We start from the raw sequence: 22,775 nt of genomic DNA on the forward strand, positions 1-22,775 counted from the left end.
ATCGTGGAGAACCTGATTGCGCTGCTGGTAGCGGCGCCTCTGCTCGGAGCGGTCGTCCTGCTGTGCGGCGGCCGGCGGCTCGATGCCGTCGGCCACTGGATCGGCACGATCCTGTCGTCCGCCTCCTTCGTGATCGGTGTCGTCCTCTTCACCGACCTGCTGGGGAAGAACGCCGAGCACCGGACGCTCATGCAGCACCTGTGGACCTGGGTCCCCGTCGAGGGCTTCCAGGCGGACGTCACCTTCCGCCTCGACCAGCTGTCGATGACCTTCGTCCTGCTGATCACCGGTGTCGGCTCGCTGATCCACCTGTACTCGGTCGGGTACATGGAGCACGACGAGCGCCGGCGCCGCTTCTTCGGCTATCTGAACCTGTTCCTCGCGGCGATGCTGATCCTCGTCCTCGCCGACAACTACCTTCTCCTGTACGTCGGTTGGGAAGGCGTCGGTCTCGCCTCCTACCTGCTGATCGGCTTCTGGCAGCACAAGCCCAGCGCGGCCACCGCCGCGAAGAAGGCCTTCCTGGTCAACCGGGTCGGCGACATGGGCCTGTCGATCGCCATCATGCTGATGTTCACGACGTTCGGGACCTTCGCCTTCGGCCCGGTCCTCAGCCACGTCGGTGACGCCTCCGAGGGCAAGCTCACGGGCATCGCCCTGATGCTGCTGCTCGCCGCCTGCGGCAAGTCCGCCCAGGTGCCGCTGCAGTCCTGGCTCGGCGACGCGATGGAGGGCCCGACCCCGGTCTCGGCCCTCATCCACGCGGCGACCATGGTGACCGCGGGCGTGTACCTGATCGTCCGCTCCGGAGCGATCTTCAACGCCGCACCCGACGCCCAGTTGGTCGTCACCGTCGTCGGTGCCGTCACGCTCCTGTTCGGTGCGATCGTCGGTTGCGCGAAGGACGACATCAAGAAGGCCCTCGCCGGCTCGACCATGTCGCAGATCGGCTACATGGTCCTCGCCGCGGGCCTCGGCCCCATCGGCTACGTCTTCGCGATCATGCACCTGGTGACGCACGGCTTCTTCAAGGCCGGGCTGTTCCTCGGCGCCGGTTCGGTCATGCACGGCATGAACGACGAGGTCGACATGAGGAAGTACGGCGGCCTCAGGAAGTACATGCCGGTCACGTTCATCACCTTCGGCCTCGGCTACCTCGCCATCATCGGCTTCCCGGGCCTGTCCGGCTTCTTCTCCAAGGACAAGATCATCGAGGCGGCCTTCGCGAAGGGCGGCACCGAGGGCTGGATCCTCGGCGGCGCGGCCCTGCTGGGCGCGGCCATCACGGCGTTCTACATGACGCGCGTGATGCTGATGACCTTCTTCGGCGAGAAGCGCTGGCAGCCCGACGAGAACGGCAACGAGCCGCACCCGCACGAGTCCCCGAAGACGATGACGATCCCGATGATCGTGCTGGCCTTCGGATCGGTCTTCGCCGGCGGCTTCTTCGGCATCGGCGACCGCTTCCTGCACTGGCTGGAGCCCATCACCGGCCACGAGGAGGGCAACTCCCCGGTCAGCGCCCTGACGGTCACCCTGGCCACCATGGTCGTCCTGGTCATCGGCGTCGGGATCGCCTGGGCGCAGTACGGCCGCAAGCCGGTCCCGGCCGTCGCCCCGCGCGGATCGCTGCTCACCCGGGCCGCCCGCCGCGACCTCCTCCAGGACGACTTCAACCACGTCGTCCTGGTGCGCGGCGGCGAGCACCTCACCCGCTCCCTGGTCTACGTCGACCACACCCTGGTCGACGGCGTCGTCAACGGCACGGCGGCCTCCATGGGCGGCCTCTCCGGAAGGCTGCGCAAGCTGCAGAACGGCTACGCGCGGTCGTACGCGGTCTCGATGTTCGGCGGTGCGGCCATCCTCGTCGCCGCGACCCTGCTGATGAGGGCGGTCTGATACCGATGTCCTTTCCCCTCCTGACAGCGACGGCGGCGCTCCCGGCCCTCGGGGCGGTGGCCACGGCCGCCGTCCCGGCCGCCCGGCGCACCGCCGCGAAATGGCTGGCGCTGCTCGTCTCGCTGGCGACGCTCGCGCTGGGCATCACCATCCTGGTGCGCTTCGACCCCGGCGGCGACCGCTACCAACTCACCGAGTCCCACGCCTGGATCGCCGACTTCGGGGTCCGCTACGAGCTGGGTGTGGACGGCATCGCGGTCGCGCTCATCGCGCTCACCGCCCTGCTGATCCCGTTCGTGATCCTGGCCGGCTGGCACGACGCCGACCCCCTGGAGACGGGCAACAAGCGCTGGCGGCCCACCCAGGGCTTCTTCGCTCTCATCCTTGCGGTGGAGGCGATGGTGATCATCTCCTTCGAGGCCACCGACGTCTTCCTCTTCTACATCTTCTTCGAAGCCATGCTGATCCCGATGTACTTCCTCATCGGCGGCTTCGGGGACAGCGCCCACGAGCACGGCGACGAGGCGGCGGCCACCCAACGGTCGTACGCCGCCGTCAAGTTCCTGCTCTACAACCTGGTCGGCGGGCTCATCATGCTGGCGGCCGTGATCGGCCTCTACGTAGTCGCCGGGAACTTCTCGCTCGCGGAGATCGCGCAGGCGCGGGCCAACGGCACGCTGCACATGGCGACCAACACCGAACGCTGGCTGTTCCTCGGCTTCTTCTTCGCCTTCGCGGTGAAGGCGCCGCTGTGGCCGCTGCACACCTGGCTGCCCAACGCGATGGGCGAGGCGACGGCGCCGGTCGCCGTACTGATCACGGCAGTTGTCGACAAGGTCGGCACCTTCGCGATGCTCCGCTTCTGCCTCCAGCTGTTCCCGAACGCCAGCAAGTGGGCCACGCCCGTCATCCTCGTCCTCGCCGTGATCAGCATCATCTACGGCGCGCTGCTCGCGGTCGGGCAGCGGGACATCAAGCGGCTGGTGGCGTACGCGTCGATCTCGCACTTCGGGTTCATCGTGCTGGGCATCTTCGCGATGACCAGCCAGGGCCAGTCCGGCGCGACGCTCTACATGGTCAACCACGGCATTTCCACGGCCGCGTTGATGCTCGTCGCCGGCTTCCTGATCTCGCGGCGCGGCTCGCGTCTGATCGCCGACTACGGAGGGGTGCAGAAAGTCGCCCCGGTGCTCGCGGGCACCTTCCTGATCGGCAGCCTGGCCACGCTCTCGCTGCCGGGACTCGCGCCCTTCGTGAGCGAGTTCCTCGTCCTGGTCGGCACGTTCTCGCGCTACCCGGCGATCGGGATCATCGCCACCTTCGGCATCGTCCTCGCCGCGCTCTACACCCTCGTCCTCTACCAGAGGACGATGACCGGTCCGGTGAAGCCCGAGGTCGCCTCGATGCCGGACCTGCGCCCGCGTGAACTCCTGGTCGTCGCCCCGCTGATCGTGCTGTTGATCTTCCTGGGCGTCTACCCGAAGCCCGTCACGGACATCGTGAACCCGTCGGTCAAGCAGACCTTGTCCGACGTGCACAAGAAGGATCCCAAGCCCTCGGTGGAGGCGGCCAAGTGAGCGCAACAGCCGTCCACAGCCTGTGGACAACGGCGGCAACCGCGGCCGACCCGATCTCCAAGATCGACGCGCCGAAGATCGAGTACGGGCAATTGTCGCCCACCTTGATCATCCTCGGCGCGGCCCTCATCGGGGTGCTGGTCGAGGCGTTCGTCCCGCGCAAGTCCCGTTACTACGCCCAGGTGTTCGTGTCCGCCGTAGCGCTCTGCGCCGCCTTCGCGGCGGTCGTGGCGCTCGCGGCGGACGGGTACGGCACCACCAAGGCGCACATCGCGGCGATGGGCGCGATCGCGGTCGACGGACCGGCCCTGTTCCTCCAAGGCGTGATCCTGCTGTCCGGACTGGTCGGCCTGTTCACCTTCGCGGAACGGCGACTCGACCCCGAGGCGCACGGCAACCGGGTCGACTCGTTCGCCGCCCAGGGCGCGTCCGTACCCGGCAGCGACAGCGAGAAGGCGGCGATCAAGGCCGGGTTCACCACCACGGAGGTGTTCCCCCTCCTGCTGTTCGCGGTCGCCGGAATGCTCGTCTTCCCCTCCGCCAACGACCTGTTGACCCTGTTCGTCGCCCTGGAAGTCTTCTCCCTCCCGCTCTACCTCCTCTGCGCCCTGGCCCGCCGCAAGCGGCTCCTGTCGCAGGAGGCCGCGGTCAAGTACTTCCTCCTCGGCGCCTTCGCCTCCGCGTTCACCCTGTTCGGCATCGCGCTGCTCTACGGCTACGCGGGCTCGATGTCGTACTCCACGATCGCGCAGGTCGTCGACGGCTCCATCACCAACATCAACCCGGCCCTCGCCGACACCATGGGCAACGACGCGCTGCTCCTCATCGGCGGCGCGATGATCGTCATGGGGCTGCTCTTCAAGGTGGGCGCGGTCCCGTTCCACATGTGGACGCCCGACGTCTACCAGGGCGCGCCGACCCCGGTCACCGGCTTCATGGCCGCCGCGACCAAGGTCGCCGCCTTCGGAGCACTGCTCCGCCTGCTCTACGTCGTGCTCCCGGGCCTGCGCTGGGACTGGCGGCCCGTCATGTGGGGCGTGGCGATCATCACGATGCTGGGCGGCGCGATCGTCGCGATCACCCAGACCGACATCAAGCGGCTCCTGGCGTACTCGTCGATCGCGCACGCGGGCTTCATCCTCGCGGGCGTCATCGCGACCACCCGGGACGGCGTCTCGTCCGTGCTCTTCTACCTGGGCGCGTACTCGTTCGTGACGATCGGCGCGTTCGCGGTCGTCACCCTCGTACGGGATGCGGGCGGCGAGGCGACGCACCTGTCGAAGTGGGCGGGGCTCGGGCGGAGGTCGCCGTTGGTCGCGGCCGTGTTCGCGGTGTTCCTGCTGTCCTTCGCGGGCATCCCGCTGACGGCCGGCTTCGCCGGGAAGTTCGCCGTGTTCAAGGCGGCGGCGGCCGGTGGCGCGGCACCGCTGGTCGTGGTCGGTGTGCTTTCCTCCGCCATCGCGGCGTTCTTCTACATCCGCGTGATCGTGCTCATGTTCTTCAGCGAGCCGAGGCCCGACGGCCCGACCGTCGCGGTCCCGTCTCCGCTGACCATGGCGACGATCGGGGTGGCCGTGGCGGCCACGCTCGTCCTCGGTGTGGCCCCGCAGTACTTCCTGCACCTGGCCAACCAGGCCGGGGTGTTCGTGCGCTGAGCACAGGCCGATGAGCCCATGCGCAAGGCCCCGGTTCGCTTCGAGCGAGCCGGGGCCTTCGCGTGTGCGCGGTCAGGCCGTGCGGTCAGGCCGTCGGGCAGATGACCTCGGGGTTCCACGCGGCGAACAGGCCGGCCGAGTTGGGCTTGTAGAGCCAGGCGTGCAGGGTGAAGTAACCGGGGAGCTGGTCCTTCTGGAAGGTCTGCCCGAACAGCGTCGGCGCGGTCGCCTGGCCCGTGTCCTTCACGACCCACTCCACCGCGACCAGCTTGCGTCCGTCGGTGAAGCCGGACCCGTCCGCGTACACGAGGGCCGCCGGCTTCTGCGGATCGACCGAGCCGATGTTCGCCGGGTTGACGTAGTGGTAGCCCATGCCGCCCTCGGTGGGGTCGGCGACGCAGGTGTCGGTGCGCGCGTATCCGCCGGCCGCCGCGAACCCTTCGTACCCGTACTTGGCGGTGGCCTGAGTCGTTCTGCTCAGCTGGGTCCACACGGACGGGTCGGGTTCGGGCGCGGCGTGGGCCGGGGCGGCGGTCAGCGCGAAGGCCGCGGCCGTCGCCGCCGCGAGGGTGGTCTTGACGGTGCTCCGCAGGGGCCGAGGGGACCGCGAGGACCGAGGGGACATGGTGGGGCTCCTTGGACTTTCGGGAGGCGTCCGCACGCACGGCGCGCCGTCCGTTCGGGGCGTGGCGGGCCTCCGCGGTCCCGCCCGAGCAGCATGTTCCGGCCGTATCCGTCGCGCCATGTGACGGGAGCCAATCGAATGACCACATTCGGTCACCGCCGCCAGCCTGTGGATAACTCCGACGCTGTCAGCGCGGAGCCCTATCGTGGACGCAGTGGTCGAGGGACGACGTACGGGGGACGAGCGATGCACGGGATGGGCGGGACGGTTGTGACGACCGAAGTACGGACGCCGGCGGCACAGGGCGAGAGCGAGGCGCTGGCCACGCTCCACCGGGTCTTCGGCTACGACAGCTTCCGCGGCGAGCAGGAAGAGGTCATCGAGCATGTGGTGGCGGGCGGCGACGCCGTCGTCCTTATGCCGACCGGCGGCGGAAAGTCGTTGTGCTACCAGATCCCGTCCCTGGTCAGACCCGGTACGGGAGTTGTCGTCTCGCCGCTGATCGCGCTGATGCAGGACCAGGTGGACGCGCTGCGGGCGCTCGGGGTGCGCGCCGGGTTCATGAACTCGACGCAGGACTTCGACGAGCGGCGCGTGGTCGAGGCGGAGTTCCTGGCGGGCGAGCTGGACCTGATCTATCTCGCGCCGGAGCGGCTGCGGCTCGACAACACGCTGGACCTGCTGTCGCGCGGCAAGATCTCGGTGTTCGCGATCGACGAGGCGCACTGTGTGTCGTCGTGGGGTCACGACTTCCGCCCGGACTATCTGTCCCTCTCGGTGCTCGGCGAGCGCTGGCCCGACGTTCCCCGGATCGCGCTCACGGCGACGGCCACGGACGCGACGCACAAGGAGATCACCCAGCGGCTGAACATGCCGACCGCCCGGCACTTCGTCGCGAGCTTCGACCGGCCCAACATCCAGTACCGGATCGTGCCGAAGGCCGAGCCCAAGAAGCAGCTGCTGAGCTTCCTGCGCGAGGAGCACGCGGGCGACGCGGGCATCGTGTACTGCCTGTCGCGCAAGTCCGTGGACACGACCGCCGAGTTCCTGTCGCGCAACGGCATCGAGGCGGTGCCGTACCACGCGGGCCTGGACTCGGGCACCCGCGCGGCACATCAGTCCCGGTTCCTGCGCGAGGACGGCCTGATCGTCGTAGCGACCATCGCCTTCGGCATGGGCATCGACAAGCCGGACGTACGGTTCGTCGCCCACCTCGACCTGCCCAAGTCGGTGGAGGGGTACTACCAGGAGACGGGTCGTGCGGGGCGTGACGGATCGCCCTCCACGGCGTGGATGGCGTACGGCCTGAACGACGTCATACAACAGCGCAAGATGATCCAGTCCAGCGAGGGCGACGAGGCGTTCCGCCGCCGGGCCGCCTCCCACCTGGAGGCGATGCTCGCGCTGTGCGAGACCGCGCAGTGCCGACGCGGCCAACTGCTCGCCTACTTCGGGCAGGACCCGGACGCTGCGGCCTGCGGCAACTGCGACACCTGCCTCACCCCGCCCGAGACCTGGGACGGCACGGTCGCCGCGCAGAAGGTGCTGTCGACGGTGGTGCGACTCCAGCGGGAGCGGGGCCAGAAGTTCGGCGCCCTGCAGATCGTCGACATCCTCATGGGGCGCCGGTCGGCCAAGGTGATCCAGTTCGACCACGACCAGCTGTCCGTGTTCGGCATCGGCCAGGACCTGGCCGAGGGCGAATGGCGGGGCGTCGTACGGCAGTTGCTGGCGCAGGGGCTGCTCGCGGTCGAGGGGGAGTACGGCACGCTGGTACTCACCGAGGCGAGCGGCACGGTGCTGCGGCGCGAGCGCGAGGTGCCGCTCCGCAAGGAGCCGAAGAAGCCTGCGGGCTCCTCGCGGTCGGGGTCCTCGTCCTCGGGCCGGGGCGAGCGCAAGGCCAAGGCCGCGGCGGTGGAGTTGCCCGAGTCGCTGCAACCCGCCTTCGAGGCCCTGCGCGCCTGGCGTGCGGAGCAGGCGCGGGAGCAGGGAGTTCCGGCGTACGTCATCTTCCACGACGCCACGTTGCGGGAGATCGCGACGATCTGGCCTACGTCCGTGGGGCAGCTCGGCGAGATCAGCGGGGTCGGCGAGAAGAAGCTGGCGACCTACGGGGAGGGCGTGATCGGGGTACTGGCGGGGCTGGGTGAGGCGCCGGCCGTTACTCCGACTTCGACGCCGGCTGCGGTGGAAGTGCCGGCGCCGGTACCGGCACCGGCGCGGGCACAGGCGTCGGCACCCGCTCCGGGTCGGGCGGCGAAGGATGTTGACCCCGGTGCGGATTACTGGCCGGAGATGGATGAGGAGCCGGAGCCCGAGGACTGGATGTAGGCGGTAGGGGCGGGACTGGGGTGTTGGGGCCCGGACAGGGGCATGGGTAGTTCCCGGTACGGCCCTCATCCCAGGGCGGTCAGGCTGGGGAGAGGGCGTCGGCGCAGTGCCGTGAGTCCAGGCTGCTCGGGCCAGGCTCCTCGGGTCGGGCCCCGCAGCGCCGGGGCCGTAGCTCGGTGCGTTCGGGTGGGCGCCGCCGGGCCGTCCCGTCGGGCGAGTGCGTCGGGCCGGAGCGTCGGGCCGGAGCGCCAGTCCGGTGCCGTGAGGCCGGGGCTGTCTGCCGTTGCCGTCAGGTCGGCGGTGTCGGCTGCTGCCGCCGGACACCGCTGTCGGGTCGCTGCCGTCTGCCCGGTGCCGTCGGCCGACTGCGGTCCGCCACAAGGTCGTTGACCCGGGACCACCTACCCAGTGCCGCCGGCCCGGGTGCGTCGGCGCGGAACCGTGAGCCCAGGTTCTCGGGCCCGGGGTGTGAGTTCAGGCCCTCAGCTCAGGGCCCTCAGCCCAAGGCCGTAAGCCCCGGTGCGAAGACGATCAGTAGGGGCAGCAAGGGGACCAGGGTCGCCACCGTCGTCGTCAGGGCTCGGTGGCGGCGGCCCAGCCTCGGGCGGGGGTCCAGGAGGCGGTTGACGCGTTCGCCCAGGAGGCGGTGGCTGGAGGCGCAGGAGAGGACGCCTCGGTGGTTGTTCAGTTCGATCAGGGCCAACGCCGTTGTCAGGTGGCCGCATTGGCGGGAGGCCGTGTCGTCGGCGGCCAGTTCGACCAGGCGGTGGGTCTGGTCGCAGAAGTGGGCGAACAGGGGGACGTGCGGGAAGCCCGAGGCCAGGGCGGTGGAGAGGTGCAGGAGCCAGTCGTGGTGGGCTCGGGCGTGGCCGCGTTCGTGGGTGAGGACCGCGTCCAGCTGGTGACCGGTAAGGCGGTGCAACGCGCCTGTGGTGACCACGAGTTGGGGTGGATGGCCGGGCATCCACCAGGCGTCCGGGTACTCGTCCTCCAGGACGAGCAAGGGGCCGCGTGCCGGGGGCAGGCCCGCCGGTAGGTCGGGGGCGCGTTCGCGGAGGTGGGCGCGGGCCTGGCCTCGGCGGCGGCGGGCCTCGGCGAGTTCGCGGGCCAGCATCGCGGTGGTCCAGGCGGCGCCGCAGGCCAGTGACAGCGTGAGGGCGACCGCCCAGACGGGGGCGGCGGAGAGGTCGTAGGCCGCGGTGACGGCCGGGGGAGCGGGGGCGAAGACATGATCGCGGACGGTGTGGAAGACGGCGGCGGCGCCCAGGACCAGGGCGGCCAGGCAGCACAGCAGGACCGTGGCGACCAGGCACTGCCACACCCACAGGCCGATGACGGGTTCCCGTTCGGGCCACAGCGCCCGGGTCAGCGCGCGTGGAGCCGGCACGGCGGCCGAGAGGGCGACGACGCTCAGCAGGAGCAGGCAGACAGTCATGCCATGGGCTCCGGATCCTGGTCAGCGGAACGAACGGAACGAACGGGGGGACCTGAAATCGCGGGTGCGGCTGTACCCGAGGGCCGGCACATGACGTGTGTGCTGCCCGCCGTCAGTATGACTGCACGGGCGGCTGGAGTCAGGTGTACAGAGACCACCGGACTCATCTCACCCGCCGGCCCCCACGCCTCGGACTCCGCCGACCCCGCCGACCCTCGCGCCTCAGTCCCGCGCCACGATCCGCCCCGTGACCTCGCCCAGTCCCACCCGCGTGCCGTCCGCCCCCGGGGCCCACGCCGACAGGGTGACCACATCCCCGTCCTCCAGGAACGTCCGCTTGCCATCCGGGAGTTCGAGGGGGTCGCGGCCGTTCCAGGTCAGTTCCAGCAGGGAACCCCGCTCGCGTTCCGTCGGGCCGCTGACCGTGCCGGAGCCGTAGAGGTCGCCGGTGCGGAGGGAGGCGCCGTTGGCCGTCATCTGGGCGAGTTGCTGGGCGGCCGTCCAGTACATGGTGGCGAACGGCGGCTCGGAGACCGTGTGGCCGTTGATCGCGACGGTGATGCGGAGGTCGTAGCCGCCGGGTTCCTCGGCCGCGTCGTCCAGGTAGGGGAGGAGGTCGTGGGTGCGCTCCGGCGGGGTTGCTCGCGACTCCTCCAGCGCGTCCAGCGGGGTGATCCACGCCGACACCGACGTGGCGAAGGACTTGCCGAGGAACGGGCCGAGGGGGACGTACTCCCAGGCCTGGATGTCGCGGGCCGACCAGTCGTTGAGGAGGCAGAGGCCGAAGACGTGTTCGCGGAAGTCGGCGAGCGGCACCGGCCTGCCCATCGTCGACGGCGCGCCGACCACGAAGCCGACCTCCGCCTCGATGTCCAGGCGGACCGACGGGCCGAAGACCGGCGCGGGGTCGGCCGGGGACTTGCGCTGGCCGGACGGGCGTACGACCTCCGTGCCCGAGACGACGACCGTGCCGGCGCGGCCGTGGTAACCGATCGGCAGGTGCTTCCAGTTGGGGGTCAGGGAGTCGGGGGCGTCGGGGCGGAAGATGTGGCCGACGTTCCGGGCGTGGTTCTCCGAGGCGTAGAAGTCGACGTAGTCCGCGACCTCGAAGGGGAGGTGCAGGGTCACGGACGAGAGGGGGTGGAAGTACGGCGTGATCGTGTCCTGGTGGGACGGGACCGTCACCCACGCGGTCAGCGCGCGGCGGACGTCGGACCAGGCCGTGTGGCCCGCCGCGAGCAGCGGGGTGAGGCTCGGGTGCGCGAGGAGGGAGACGTACGGCGAGCCGAGTGCCTCCGCTGCCGCGCCCGCGTCGAGCACGTGGTCGCCGAGCCGGACGCCGACCCTCCGTTCGTCCGAACCGACCGGCGAGAAGACGCCGTAGGGAAGGTTGTGCGGGCCGAAGGGGTCGCCCTCGGGAAGATCGAAGGGGGGCATGGGTGCTGCCTCACTCTCGTGCGTACTCGCATGTGGCCGCGCCACACGTTACGGGTGAGTTGCGGTAACCGGCAGTGTCTAAAGAGTTCGCAATGTCCGAATAGGCCTTGTCGGAGGAGGCAATTCCGGCTTAGCGTCCTTTGTGGGACATGGACGGGGTGGGTCCGGTCCGTAGGGGGGACACGTGGGGGGACCCGTGGCCAAGCGCACCAGCGGTGTGCCTTTCGAGGCCGACCGCGAAGTGCCGGGCCTGATCGTGAAGTTCGGCGACTATCCGCTGCATCACGGCGGGGTGGGCGCGATCCGGAGTCTGGGGCGCCTCGGCGTGCCGATGTATGCGATCACGGAGGACCGTTACACGCCGGCGGCCGCGTCCCGTTACCTGGAGCGCGCGTTCGTGTGGCCGACGACCGGCACGGAGGAACCCGGGCGACTGGTGGAGGGCCTGCTGCGCGTCGGGCGCCGTATCGGCCGGCCCGCGGTCCTCATCCCCACCGACGAGGAGGCCGCTGTCCTGATCGCCGAGCACCAGGACGTGCTCGGCTCCCGCTTCCTCTTCCCGCGGGTGGAACCGAAGTTGCCGCGTCACCTCGCGAGCAAGCAGGGCCTGCACGAACTCTGTGTGGAACACGGCATCCCCAGCCCCGCGGCGGCCTTCCCGCAGTCGTACGACGACATCGTCGACTTCGCCGAGAAGGCCCGCTTCCCGATCGTCGCCAAGAACAGGGAGGCATTCGTACGGCGCTCCCAGCCGGCCGTCAACGGTACGACGAAGATCACGACCCGCGAAGGGCTGCTCACGCTGGCCCGGGACTGGGGCGCGCACCCCGGCGTGATCCTCCAGGAGTACCTGCCGAGGGAGGACGCCGAGGACTGGATCGTGCACGCGTACTTCGACCAGGACTCGACCCCGCTCGCCATGTTCACCGGCGTGAAGGTGCGCTCCTGGCCGCCGCACGCGGGCATGACGGCAAATGCGTATGTCGTGGACAATCCGGAACTCGCGGACCTCGCCGCACGTTTCATCAAACAGATCGGCTTCACCGGAATCATCGACCTCGACCTGCGCTTCGACCGGCGCGACGGTCAGTACAAACTGCTCGACTTCAACCCCCGCATGGGCGCCCAGTTCCGGCTCTTCGAGAACGAGTCGGGGGTGGACGTGGTCCGCGCCATGCACCTCGACCTGACCGGCCGCTCCGTCCCGGAGGGGGAACAGCGCGCCGGCCACCGGTACATCGTGGAGAACATCGACCTGCCCGCCCTCCTCGCCTACCGCCGCAGCGGCTATACGACGCCGCACGCACCGGCGCGGGCGAGCGGGACGGAGCTGGCCTGGCTCGCGGGTGACGACCTGCGGCCGTTCTTCACGATGCTGGCCCGCTTCGTGCGGCCGGGCGCGAAGCATCTGTACCAACTGTGGCGCACCAACCGGCGCGGCAGCAGCACCAGCAGCGGTAAGCAGTAACTCCAGCTGCGAGCAAGTAGCGCAAGGGGCACGCGGGTTCGAGCAGCGGCCCCGGCACGAAGTGACGAATTGACGTCCTGGGGAGGGACTTCGTGATTCAACCGGTAGCAGTCATCGGCGCCGGGCCGTTCGGCCTTTCCACCGCCGCGCATCTGCGGGCGCGCGGCATTCCGGTCCGTGTCTTCGGCGAGCCCATGGTCAGTTGGCGTGACCACATGCCCGCCGGGATGCTCCTGAAGTCGACCCCCGCCGCCTCCAGCCTCGACGCCCCGCAGCCCGGCCACAACCTCGTCGACTACTGCGACGCGGCCGGCATCCCCCGCCTGGTCACCGACGAGGACATCATCCCGGTGGAGACCTTCATCGCCTACGGCGAGTGGTTCCAGCAGAAGCTGGTGCCCGAGTTGGAGCGGGTGCGGGTCGTCTCCGTGGACCGGAAGACGGGCGGCGGCTTCGAACTCAAGCTGGACTCGGGGGAGTTGTTCACGGCGAGGGCGGTCGTGGTCGCGACCGGCCTGTACGGCCTCGCCCACCTCCCGCCGGAGCTGGCCGCGGCGGCGGTCGACGGGCCCGCGCCCGCCGGTCCCGTCTCGCACAGTTCGCAGCACCACGACCTGAGCGGGTTCAAGGGCAAGGAGCTGATCGTCGTCGGCGCCGGTCAATCCGCCCTGGAGACGGCGGTGTTGGCGGCGGAGGCGGGCGCGAACGTGCGGATCGTCTCGCGCGGGCACGGCCGGGTGGCGTTCGGCGCACCTCCGTGGAAGCAGCCGAAGCTGCGCCCCGAGTCGCCGTTCGGGCGGGCTTGGTCGCTGTGGGCGCTGAGTTACCACCCCCAGCCGTACCGCTACCTCCCCGAGCAGGCCCGGCACTACCTGGTCCGCCGGGTGCTCGGGCCGCTCGGGGCGTGGTGGCTGCGCGAGCGGTTCGAGGGGAAGGTGCAGGTCAGCGAGGTCGAGCGGATCGTACGGGCGGAGGCGGACGGGGGCGCGGGCGCGGCGAACGGCGGCCCGGTACTCACCGTCGCGACACCGGGCGGGGGAACGCAGCAACTCACCGCCGATCACGTCATATCCGCGACGGGGTACCGGGTGGACATCGCGGCGATGGACTTCCTGGGGCCTGAGCTGCGCACCGAGCTGGCGGTGAGCCGGGGTACGCCGAAGCTCGGGGAGGGGTACGTGTCCTCGGTGCCGGGCGTGTACTTCACGGGGCTGCCGTCGGCGTCGTCGTACGGGCCGGTGATGCGGTTCGTGTGCGGGACGGAGTTCGCGTCGCCGAGGCTGGCGAAGCATCTGGCGTCCGCGCACGGGTAGTTGGCGACCGGGTGGCTGCGACGGGGGACGGGGGCTCAGTTCCTGACGGACCGGGCGACGCGGAAGCCCACGTCGTCCACCCGGAACGTCGGATGGCTTCGGCGGCGTACGGAGGCGCGGCAGCTCCAGTGCTCGTCGAACCAGCCGCCGCCGCGCAGGACGCGGTACGTGCCGTAGACCTCGGGGTCGTAGAGGTCCCAGCACCATTCCCAGACATTGCCCAGCATGTCGTGCAGGCCCCAGGGGTTGGGGAGTCGGGCGCCCGGTTCGTGGGGGCGTTCGTCGGAGTTGCCGCGGTGCCAGGCGATGTCGTCGAGGGGGCCGTAGCGCGGGCCGCTCGTCCCGGCCCGGCACGCGTACTCCCACTCGGCTTCGGTGGGGAGGCGGTAGCCGTCGGTGGAGGGGGAGCGTAGGAGGGGTTCGCCTTGGGCGTCGAAGTCGTACGCCGGGGTCAACTCCTCTTGCCGGGAGAGGGAGTTGCAGAAGAGGACCGCGTCCCGCCATGACACGGTCTCCACGGGGAGGTGGTCGTTGCCCTTCGCGGTGCTCGGGCGTTCGCCGGTGATCTGGGCGTACTGCTCCTGGGTGACGGGGAGGGTGCCGAGGTGGAAGGGGGCGAGGTCGACCGTCCAACTGCGTTGCGTGCGGCGGTCGTTGAGGGTGACCCGGCCGGGTGGGACGGGGGTGAGGTCGATGTGCGGGGGCGTGCCCATGGCCATGCCTTACGTCAGTTCCGCGAACATCGGCCTCAGGCGGGCCGTGAGTTCGGGGTCGGAGCGGTCGAGTTCCATTGTCGCGACCGTGATCGTCGCGGTCAGCGCACGGCGGAGTTCCGGTTCCGTGAGGGAGCGGACCAGGGTGGATTCCAGTGGGGCCGTGACCTCCTCGGGCAGCAGATGGGCGCCCTTCGTGTCGGCCGTGGGCAGGCCCAGACGCAGACAGGCCAGGGTGATCACATGGTCGCGCAGGGCGCTGATCCAGTGCTCGGCCTGCCAAGTCCGGCCGCGTACAAGGCAGTTGAGGGCGTGCAGCGCGTGGTGCCAGATGAGCCCGGCGAGCGTGTCCGCGTCGGGCGGCGGGAACGCTTCGACCGGCTGATCCCGGCCGAACACGGTTCGCCACTGTGGGCCCCGGGGGCCGAACTCGTCCTCCGGCGTGAAGGTGATGTCCAGTTCCACCCAGCCGGGCAGCAGGAACAGCCGGATGACGCTCGCACCCGGCACCGGCAGGTCCCAGTGGTGCCGGGTGCCGAACTCGTCGTAGATCCAGGCCGTCCATCGGTTCACGGCGTCGGCGACCCCGGTCTCGCCACGGACACCCATCACGATGTCCGTGTCCGACCAGCGGTCGCCGGTGCCGGTGGCGAGCGAGCCGGTGTAGGCGAAGCCGGTGATCGAGTCGTCGGACTCGGCGTGGGCGAGGAGTTGGGCGCGGGTGCGGTCGCGTTGTTCGGGGGTGAACATGCCTCGATGATGCCTTCCAGGTCTTTGCCACGCGTTGTCAGTGGGGCAGGGCATGATCCGGTGGATGCGCTGCACGACGTGGACTTCGGATCGCATGTTCGTCTCCTACCGGCAGTACTACCTGCAGGGCGACGAATTTCTCAGCGAGTACGACGACGCCGACACGGTCCGGCGGATCTTCGCGGGGAACAGCCTGGCGGCAGGGGGCCCGGAACACCTCACGGTGCTCGCGGGCACGCACACCGGCTGGATACGCCTGACCACCCGGCAGTGCGCGGACGAACCACCGCTGCCGGGCGAGGAGTGGGAGACCGTGGTGGACGTGAGCATCTGCAGTACGAGTGGCGACCTGCGGCTGTTCCGGTGGGGAGGTGACGTAGAGGAGGACGCCGGGAACTTCGCGACGGGCGGCGCGGGTTGGTATCGCGTCCGGGTCCAGGCGCGTGGACGCGATGAAGGCGAGGGGTACGCCGGTGACACCCCGGTGGAGGAGCACGTCCTCAGCGTGTGGCCGGCGCCGCCCGAACCCGACACCGTGCACCGCGCGAACGACACCTTCGCCCGCACGCACTACGACCCGACCCGGCCTCCCGGCCTGCCTGTTCAGCCCTGATCGGAGGTCTCCGGGCCGGGGCGGGTCAGTCCGTCGCGCGGCGGGGGACAGGACGCACGCAGAGCGGCCAGCTTCTCCGCGGCGGTGGTCTCGGCCGCGGTCGCACACGTGAGGATCCTGAGGTCGGTGCCGGCCGGAATCAGGGTGTCGATGTCGAGGGCGATGTCACCCACCAGTGGATGCTCGATGGTCACGTGGTCGCCGGCATAGGGGCCGGCAGTGCCGTTGGACCACAGACGGGCGAAGCGCCGGTTGCTTCGAAGCACGCGTTCGACGAGTGAGGCAAGACGTACGTCATGGGGATGGGCGGCGGCCGTCACACGGAGGTCGGCGACGAGGTCCTCCTCCTGCGCTTCGATGCCTTTTTCCGGCCGAATGGGCCATGCCGCAATCGGTGCCATTCCTCGGCTGCCGCTCGCCGGGAACGTCCCGGCAACGAGACTGCGCTCGTCCCAACCGTACGCACGGGGATCGCCGATCGCGGCCGTCCACATCCTGTTCCAGCCGAGGATGGTCCAGTCGGCGGCGAAGACCGCGGCGGGAACGTCTCCCAACTGCCGTACAAGTCGCCGCGCGCTCAGGGGTATCTCCCTGGAGACCTTCCCCACCGAGGGCGGTACGAGGCCGGCGCAGCGAAACAGATGGTCACGCTCGGACGGGTCGAGACGCAGTGCTCTGGCCAGAGCGGTGACCACTTGGACCGACGGATTGCGAGCGCGGCCCTGCTCCAGCAGCATCACGTAGTCGACCGATATGCCCGCCAGACCGGCCAGCTCTTCGCGGCGCAGTCCGGAGATGCGCCGTTCCCCGCCGACCGTCAGCCCGCTGTCCTGCGGTGACATGCGCTCACGCCAACCGCGCACAGCCATGCCGAAGTGGTTCATCACCGGCATGTCAACCGTGTCAACCGTGTCAACCGTGTCAACCGTGTCAGCCATGTCAGCCATGTCAGCCATGTCAGCCATGTCAGCCATATCGGCCATGTCATTGGAGAGTCCACGTCTGGTTGTCCCAGGCGTTGCATTCCCACAGGACCACCACCGTGCCGCTCGTGCCCCCGAAAACGGTGACGCATTTCTGTGACTGATCGGCCACCAGTTCCGTACCGGAGAAGTGGAATCGCTGGCTGGAGTCGCCGCTGCACGCGCTCAGTTGGATCTCGGTCCGGTCGTCGCTCGCTCCGCCGGCCACGGTCATGCATTTCCCCAAGGAGCGGAAGGTGCCCCCCGATCCGGTCTGCCAGCGCTGGGCCGCGGAGCCGTCGCAGGCGACATGGACCAGCTGGATTCCCTCGGTCCCGGCGCCGCCGCTCAGGCACTTCTGCGTGGCGGGGACCACCAGGGCCTGGCCGACGGCCGGGTCGACCGTTGCGTCGGATCCGCTGTCCTCGGATCCGGCATCGCTTCCGGACTCCGGCTCGGAGCCCTCCCGCACGGTCGTGGACGTCGGCTTCGAAGAGGCGTGCGGTGTCGGCCACTTGGCGCCGGAAGTCGCGGAGTAGGACGCCTTGGGGGAGGAGGCCGTGGGTGCGGATGTGTCCGTGGACCGCTGGGTGGGGTTGTCGGCCGGGAGCGGGCCGTCCGACGCGGTGGCGCTGACGCTGGCGCTGCTCTTCCCCGTTGGCAGGTTGGTCAGCAGTACGGCGATCGTGATCAACAGCGCCGTGGCGACGGCTGCGGCGAGCACGACCGGCTTCTTCGAACGGCCTGGGGGCCGGTGCGCCTGTTGGTCGGTCGTATCGGGCTGCGGAGGTTCTGCGGGTGGCTCGGCTGCGGGGGCCTCGCCGGTTCCGTGGTCCGAGTTGAGCCCCGATGCCGATGCCGATGCCGATGCCGATGCTGATGCTGATGGCGATGGCGATGGCGATGGCGATGGCGATGGCGATGCGGACTCGGGCACTGGGTTCGCGGCCGGAGTCGGAGCCGGAGCCGGAGCCGGAGCGTCGTCGGCCACGGCCGTTGGGTGGGCGGCGGCGGGTGGAACAACGGAGGACCCCGCTGCGCCCGCCGGTCTTCGCAGCATGCGTTCGGCGTCCTCGGCCGACAGCCGGTCGGCCGGTTTGGCCACGAGCAGGCCCTGGATCAGCGGGGTGAGTGGTCCGGCACCGCGCACTTCGGGGGCCGGTTCCATGGCGATGGCGTACATCGTCTGGGCCACCGTTTCCCGGAGGAACGGTGAGCGGCCCTCGACCGCTTCGAAGAGCGTCGCGCCCAGTGCCCACAGGTCCGCCTCCGGCCCCGGTTTGGCGCCGACCAGCCGCTCGGGGGCCATGAAGTCGACCGATCCCACCAACTGGCCGGTGCGGGTGAGCGCCGAGGTCTCGACGGCCTGGGCGATGCCGAAGTCGGTGAGGACCACGCGGCCGTCCTCGGCGAGCAGCACGTTGGCCGGTTTCACGTCCCGGTGCAGGACCCCGGCCCGGTGCGCGGCCCGTAGCGCGGCGATCACGCCCCGGCCGATCCGGGCGACCTCGTCGAGCGGGACCGTGCCGTACGCCTTGATCCGGTCGGCGAGGGTGGTGGAGCGCACGTACTCCATCACGATGGTGGGCCGGCCCTCGTCGTCCACGACGTCGTGGACGACAACGACGTTGCGGTGGCTGATCCGGGCGGCGCTGTGCGCCTCGCGCCGGGCGCGTTCGAAGAGGGTGGCGAGTTCGGCGTCGTCGAGTTGGGGCTGGGAGTGGAGCTTCTTCACGGCGACCTGGCGGCCGAGGAGTTCGTCGTGGGCGCGCCAGACGGTGGCCATGCCGCCCCGACCGATGCGGTCGAGGATGAGGTATCGGCCGGCGATCAGCCGTCCTTCGTCGGACACCGTGGGTTCCTTTTCTCTGCTTCAGGACCGATCCGGCCGACGGCGCCACGGGGTTCCTCCGGCCGACCGCACGCCCAACGGCCCCTTGCCTACGGCTAATTGAGGAGCATTGTGGCAGCGAAGGGCCCGGAAGCAGCCGCTTTCTACGGCGCGCCGGGCCCGGTTGTCGCGCGCGGGGCGACAACCGGGCTGTTGGTCGGTTCCATGAGGAGCAGGGCCCGGCCGCGAGCGGGGCGGCGCCGCCGTCTCACGTCAGGAAGGTCCGGCGACCGTGGTCGACGAACTCGCCGGGCCCTTCGCGTGCCGATCATCCTCTACGGGGGCGGCAGCGGCCTAGGGGGCAGGGTAGGGACAGCAGTACTACCCACGGCATTGCTCCAACCAACTCCAAGGGCGGGGCTGGTTGTTCGAGACGCAGGGGATGAAGTCGGTCCAGGTGGAGGGGATGAAGGTGAGGCGGGGGCCCAGGGTGTTGTGCTTGGAGTCGCGGATGTGGATCGTGGCGGGGTGGTGGCTACTTCATCGCCGAGATCAGCCCATCCGCCCTCAACACCTCCTCCGCCTTGTCCAGATACTCAGGCCGAGGAATCCGCTTCCCGCCCTCGATCTTGTAGACCCCTGCCGACAGCCCGGACAGCACTGGACAAGCACCGGACAGTAACCGTACGGGTTGGACTCGTCACTTGCGGGCGTTACGACCGGTACCGCCCCAGCGTCCTCAACCCCGGCAACGCCCTGTCCTGGAAGTCGAACAACGCCAGGTTCTCCCACGCGTTGCCGGACGTCGGGTCGGTCGGGTCCCAGCCGTCACCGGCCCGGTACGTCCACACGCCCTCCCAATAGCAGTAGCCCAGGCCCTTGTTGCCAGGCACATCCACCATCAGGTCCGCCACCGTCCGCAGCCACGCCGCCTGCCCCGCCGGTGTCGCCGGATACCCCTCCGTCAGCTGCGAGGGGTCGTACATGATGTCGTTCGTCGCGTCCTCGCTCTTCAGCGTGAAGGGATACGCCGTCTCCGCGATCAGCACCGGCTTGTCGTAACGCGCGGCCAGATCAGCCAAGTTGGCCGCGGCTGCCGCCGGGGCTCCGTGCCAGAACGGGTAGTACGACTGGGCGATGATGTCGAAGTCGACGCCGTCGGCGACCACGTTGTCGTACCACCAACGCGACGTGCCGTTGTCGCCGCCGGAAGCGATGTGGAGCATCGTGCGGATACGCGGGGTCGTGTCGCGCGCCGCGTTCAGGCCCGCCTTGAGGAACGTCGTCAGGTTGCCCCAACCCCCGCCGTCGTCACCCCAGTTCTTGCCGGTGGGCCAGAGCAGCCCGCCGTTGATCTCGTTGCCGATCTGCACCAGGTCCGCCGGGGTGCCCTGGCGGCGCAACGCGCCCAGGATGTCCGCCGTGTGGTCGTAGACCGCGCGCGTCAGGCCCGCCACGTCCAGGTCCGCCCAGGCCGCCGGCTTGGTCTGGTGGGACGGGTCCGCCCACGTGTCGGAGTAGTGGAAGTCGACCCAGATGCCGATCCCCGCCCGGCGCAACCGCTTCGCCAACGGCAGGATGTGCCGCTTGTTGTTGTAGCCGTCGGCCGGGTTCACCCAGACCTTGAGGCGGGCGTGGGTGACGCCCGCGTCGGCCAGGATGCGGATCGGATCGTCCCGGCGACCGTCCGCCCGGCGGTAAATCGCCCCGAACGCCTCGTCCTTGGGGAGCGACGAGATGTCCATCCCCCGGATCTCCAACCGGCGCCGGTCGGCAGCGGCTGCGGGCGTCGTGCCCAACACCGGTACCGCGAGCGCGGCGGCACCGACTGCCCCCGCCGCCGTAAGAACACTGCGTCTGCGCATCACGAAGTTCCCTTTCACCGAACAGAAACCACAGAACAGAAACACCAGAACTGGCGTACGCCACAAGCCAGTTGGTCAGTGCGGGTCCCGGAAGACCTCCACCCCGCCCGCCGGCACCGCCGCCCGACTCCCGTCCGGCAGCACCACCTTCACCTCGCCCCCGGTGTGGTTCACCGCGAAGCGAAACGTCCCCGACTCGCCCTCCCGTACGACGAGTTCGACATCGCGGGGCAGATCGACCGGCGTGATCCCCGCGTCCGCGAGGGCGAGGTCCACCACGGCGGCCAGGTCGGCACCGGTCAACCGCGTCGCCAGGTACCACGCCGCCCCCGACCCCACCGCGTGCCGCGTCAGCGCCGCCCCACCCGCCGTACGCCCATCGGCGAACACGGCGACCGTCTCGCAGCCCGCACCCGGCACGACCACCTCCGACCACAGATCCGCCTCGTACAGCGCGCCGTCCGTCCCCCGAACCGACACCACCTCACCCGGCAGCAAGGGGTCGAACTCCTCGACCGTCAGCCCGAGTACGTCCCGCAACGCCCCCGGATACGCCCCCGGATGCAGCGTGTCGTTCTCGTCGACGATCCCGGAGAAGAAGGAGACCAACACGGTCCCGCCCCGCGACACGTACCGCTCCAGATCCGCCCCCACCCCCACCGGCGCCGCGTACAACTGCGGTACCACCAGTAGCGGATACCGCTCCGGGTCCAGGTCGGACAGCCCCGTCGGCGGCAGGAAGTCCACCGTCAAGTGCCGGTCGTACAAGGCCTCGTAGAACGAATCCAACCGTTCCCGCGCGTCCAGGTCCTGGCTCGGCCGCCACTCCAGGCTCTGCGCCCACCAGGAGTCCCACGACCAGACCATCGCCACGTCACCCCGGGTCCGCGTACCCCGTAGACCGGCCCGGCTCAACTCCCCGACCCGGCGGCCGAGTTCCGTCACCTCGCGCCAACCCCGGTTGTCCGTACCGGAGTTCGCCAGCATCGCCGTGTGGAACTTCTCCGCCCCCGACTGCGACTGCCGCCACTGGAAGAACATCGCGCCCTCGGAACCCCGGGCCACGTGCCCGAGTGAGTTCCGCGCCATCTCACCTGGGCGCTTCGCGGGGTTGTACGGCTGCCAGTTGACCCCGGACGTGGCGTGTTCCAGCAGCAGCCACGGGCCGCCGCCCGCCACCGAACGCGTCAAGTCCGCCGCCAGCGCCAGGTTCACGTGCGTACGGCGGCCGTCGGTCATCAGGTAGTGGTCGTTGGTGACGAGGTCGACCTCCTTCGCCCAGGCCCAGTAGTCGACGGTCTGGCCCTGGCTCGGCGCGACCATGAAGTTGGTGGTGACGGGGACGCCGGGGGAGAGGCGGTGCAGGATGTCCCGCTCGGCGACGAAGTTGGCGCGGGCCTGGGCGTCGGCGAAGCGGTGGTAGTCGAGTTGCTGGGTGGGATTGCATACGGACGGGGTCGCCCGGGGCGGGGTGATCTCCTCCCAGTCGCCGTACTGCTGGCCCCAGAACGCCGTCCCCCAGGCGTGGTTGAGGGCATCGAGGGTGCCGTAGCGCTCACGCAGCCACCCCCGGAAGGCCGCCGCGCAGACATCGCAGTAGCAGGCGAGGACCGGGGCGCCGTACTCGTTGTGGACGTGCCACAGGACCACGGCCGGGTGGCTGCCGTAGCGCTCGGCGAGCGCCGTCGTGATCGTGGCCGCCGCCGAACGGTAGTCGGGGTCCGAGTGGCAGATCGCTCCGCGTGAGCCGAACGCGAGGCGCACGCCCTCCCGCGTCACCGGCAGCGCGGAAGGGTGCGCTCGGTAGAACCACGCCGGCGGCACCACCGTGGGCGTGCCGAGGTTCACCGCGATGCCCGCCGCGTGCAGCAGGCCGATCACCGTGTCCAGCCACTCCCAGTCGTACGCACCCGGACGCGGCTCCATCCGGGCCCAGGAGAAGACGCCGAGGGAGACCGTCGTGACCCCGGCCTCCCGCATCAGCCGTACGTCCTCCTCCCAGACCTCCTGCGGCCACTGCTCGGGGTTGTAGTCACCTCCGAAGGCGAGCGGCAGACGGTCGTGCGGGGCGGGGGACGGCATGGGTTCACTCCCGGGGATCGGTGACTGAGACGGCCAAACCGCGACTGAAACGCGGCTGTTTCTGTGATCGTGCACATGGATGGTTGTGGCGTCCATCCGTCAGCAACAAGTAGGTAACCCCAGGGTTCATCCATTGACAAGGGTCCGAAACAATTCTCTACTGTGCACGGTCACAGAGCCGTGCGGAGCAGGTGGGACACATCCGAGGCCGGCTCGCAC

17 protein-coding genes and 1 pseudogene are annotated in these 22,775 nt (G+C 69.9%); 7 read left to right on the top strand and 11 right to left on the bottom strand.

Translation table 11 applies throughout. The features are described 5' to 3' along the window. The first annotated feature begins 3 nt into the window (after window positions 1–3). Genes nuoL through nuoN form a run of 3 tightly spaced genes read left to right on the top strand, consistent with a single transcriptional unit; the run spans window position 4 to window position 5,131 of the window. Window positions 4–1,899, top strand: coding sequence for an NADH-quinone oxidoreductase subunit L (gene nuoL / locus OG407_RS30125; RefSeq protein ID WP_405862785.1), 1,896 nt, complete (start codon window positions 4–6; stop codon window positions 1,897–1,899). A 5-nt stretch (window positions 1,900–1,904) separates the two neighbouring features. Further along, entirely contained in the window at window positions 1,905–3,476 is a 1,572-nt protein-coding gene (locus OG407_RS30130) for an NADH-quinone oxidoreductase subunit M (protein WP_405862786.1), read from the top strand. Further along, window positions 3,473–5,131: an NADH-quinone oxidoreductase subunit NuoN gene (nuoN, locus tag OG407_RS30135; protein WP_328680221.1), complete on the top strand. Its 1,659-nt coding sequence runs from the start codon at window positions 3,473–3,475 to the stop codon at window positions 5,129–5,131. Before OG407_RS30130 ends, nuoN begins: the two co-directional genes overlap by 4 nt. 85 nt (window positions 5,132–5,216) lie before the next feature. Here the strand turns inward: nuoN and OG407_RS30140 are convergent, their stop codons facing one another. Beyond that, on the bottom strand, window positions 5,217–5,756 hold the full coding sequence (locus OG407_RS30140) for a hypothetical protein (protein WP_405862787.1): 540 nt from the start codon (window positions 5,754–5,756) through the stop codon (window positions 5,217–5,219). A gap of 255 nt (window positions 5,757–6,011) precedes the next feature. On the opposite strand from OG407_RS30140, the gene recQ reads away from it, so the two are divergent. Then, window positions 6,012–8,087: a DNA helicase RecQ gene (gene recQ / locus OG407_RS30145; protein ID WP_405862788.1), complete on the top strand. Its 2,076-nt coding sequence runs from the start codon at window positions 6,012–6,014 to the stop codon at window positions 8,085–8,087. Window positions 8,088–8,583: 496 nt separating this feature from the next. Here the strand turns inward: recQ and OG407_RS30150 are convergent, their stop codons facing one another. Further along, window positions 8,584–9,522 (bottom strand): M56 family metallopeptidase, encoded by a 939-nt coding sequence (locus OG407_RS30150; RefSeq protein WP_366099681.1) that lies wholly within the window; start codon window positions 9,520–9,522, stop codon window positions 8,584–8,586. A gap of 222 nt (window positions 9,523–9,744) precedes the next feature. Beyond that, window positions 9,745–10,959 (bottom strand): fumarylacetoacetase, encoded by a 1,215-nt coding sequence (fahA, locus tag OG407_RS30155; protein ID WP_405862789.1) that lies wholly within the window; start codon window positions 10,957–10,959, stop codon window positions 9,745–9,747. 196 nt (window positions 10,960–11,155) lie between these two features. Here fahA and OG407_RS30160 point away from each other — a divergent pair, with 196 nt between their 5' ends. Next, the gene (locus tag OG407_RS30160) at window positions 11,156–12,427 is read left to right on the top strand and encodes an ATP-grasp domain-containing protein (protein ID WP_405862790.1); all 1,272 of its coding nucleotides are present in this window, start codon (window positions 11,156–11,158) and stop codon (window positions 12,425–12,427) included. A gap of 92 nt (window positions 12,428–12,519) precedes the next feature. Next, window positions 12,520–13,740, top strand: a complete 1,221-nt coding sequence (locus OG407_RS30165) for an NAD(P)-binding domain-containing protein (RefSeq protein WP_405862791.1) — start codon at window positions 12,520–12,522, stop codon at window positions 13,738–13,740. 35 nt (window positions 13,741–13,775) lie between these two features. Here OG407_RS30165 and OG407_RS30170 read toward each other — a convergent pair whose 3' ends face one another. After that, window positions 13,776–14,453 carry a formylglycine-generating enzyme family protein gene (locus tag OG407_RS30170; RefSeq protein WP_405862792.1) on the bottom strand — a complete coding sequence of 226 codons (678 nt, stop codon included), beginning with the start codon at window positions 14,451–14,453 and terminating at the stop codon, window positions 13,776–13,778. 9 nt (window positions 14,454–14,462) lie between these two features. Next, window positions 14,463–15,203 carry a hypothetical protein gene (locus OG407_RS30175; protein WP_405862793.1) on the bottom strand — a complete coding sequence of 247 codons (741 nt, stop codon included), beginning with the start codon at window positions 15,201–15,203 and terminating at the stop codon, window positions 14,463–14,465. Between the two features lie 64 nt (window positions 15,204–15,267). On the opposite strand from OG407_RS30175, the gene OG407_RS30180 reads away from it, so the two are divergent. Then, the gene (locus OG407_RS30180; RefSeq protein ID WP_405862794.1) at window positions 15,268–15,816 is read left to right on the top strand and encodes a hypothetical protein; all 549 of its coding nucleotides are present in this window, start codon (window positions 15,268–15,270) and stop codon (window positions 15,814–15,816) included. On the opposite strand, the gene OG407_RS30185 is transcribed toward OG407_RS30180, so the two are convergent. The 6 genes and pseudogenes from OG407_RS30185 to OG407_RS30210 all read right to left on the bottom strand — a co-directional run bounded on the left by OG407_RS30185 (window position 15,807) and on the right by OG407_RS30210 (window position 22,556). Then, window positions 15,807–16,799: a helix-turn-helix transcriptional regulator gene (locus tag OG407_RS30185; protein ID WP_405862795.1), complete on the bottom strand. Its 993-nt coding sequence runs from the start codon at window positions 16,797–16,799 to the stop codon at window positions 15,807–15,809. The two genes, OG407_RS30180 and OG407_RS30185, sit on opposite strands and share 10 nt — an antisense overlap. A gap of 1 nt (window position 16,800) precedes the next feature. Then, window positions 16,801–18,630, bottom strand: coding sequence for a serine/threonine protein kinase (locus tag OG407_RS30190; RefSeq protein ID WP_405862796.1), 1,830 nt, complete (start codon window positions 18,628–18,630; stop codon window positions 16,801–16,803). A 360-nt stretch (window positions 18,631–18,990) separates the two neighbouring features. Continuing rightward, window positions 18,991–19,128, bottom strand: coding sequence for a DUF397 domain-containing protein (locus OG407_RS30195; RefSeq protein WP_405868686.1), 138 nt, complete (start codon window positions 19,126–19,128; stop codon window positions 18,991–18,993). 19 nt (window positions 19,129–19,147) lie between these two features. Beyond that, window positions 19,148–19,246: pseudogene (locus OG407_RS30200) on the bottom strand (transcriptional regulator); the annotation flags it as partial. Window positions 19,247–19,322: 76 nt separating this feature from the next. Further along, window positions 19,323–20,474 carry an arabinogalactan endo-beta-1,4-galactanase gene (locus OG407_RS30205; RefSeq protein ID WP_405862797.1) on the bottom strand — a complete coding sequence of 384 codons (1,152 nt, stop codon included), beginning with the start codon at window positions 20,472–20,474 and terminating at the stop codon, window positions 19,323–19,325. Between the two features lie 75 nt (window positions 20,475–20,549). After that, complete coding sequence (locus tag OG407_RS30210) at window positions 20,550–22,556, bottom strand: beta-galactosidase (RefSeq protein ID WP_405862798.1); 2,007 nt, start codon at window positions 22,554–22,556, stop codon at window positions 20,550–20,552. Between the last annotated feature and the right edge of the window lie 219 nt (window positions 22,557–22,775).

It is taken from the genome of Streptomyces sp. NBC_01515, from assembly GCF_045040345.1.
Lineage (GTDB): Bacteria > Actinomycetota > Actinomycetes > Streptomycetales > Streptomycetaceae > Streptomyces.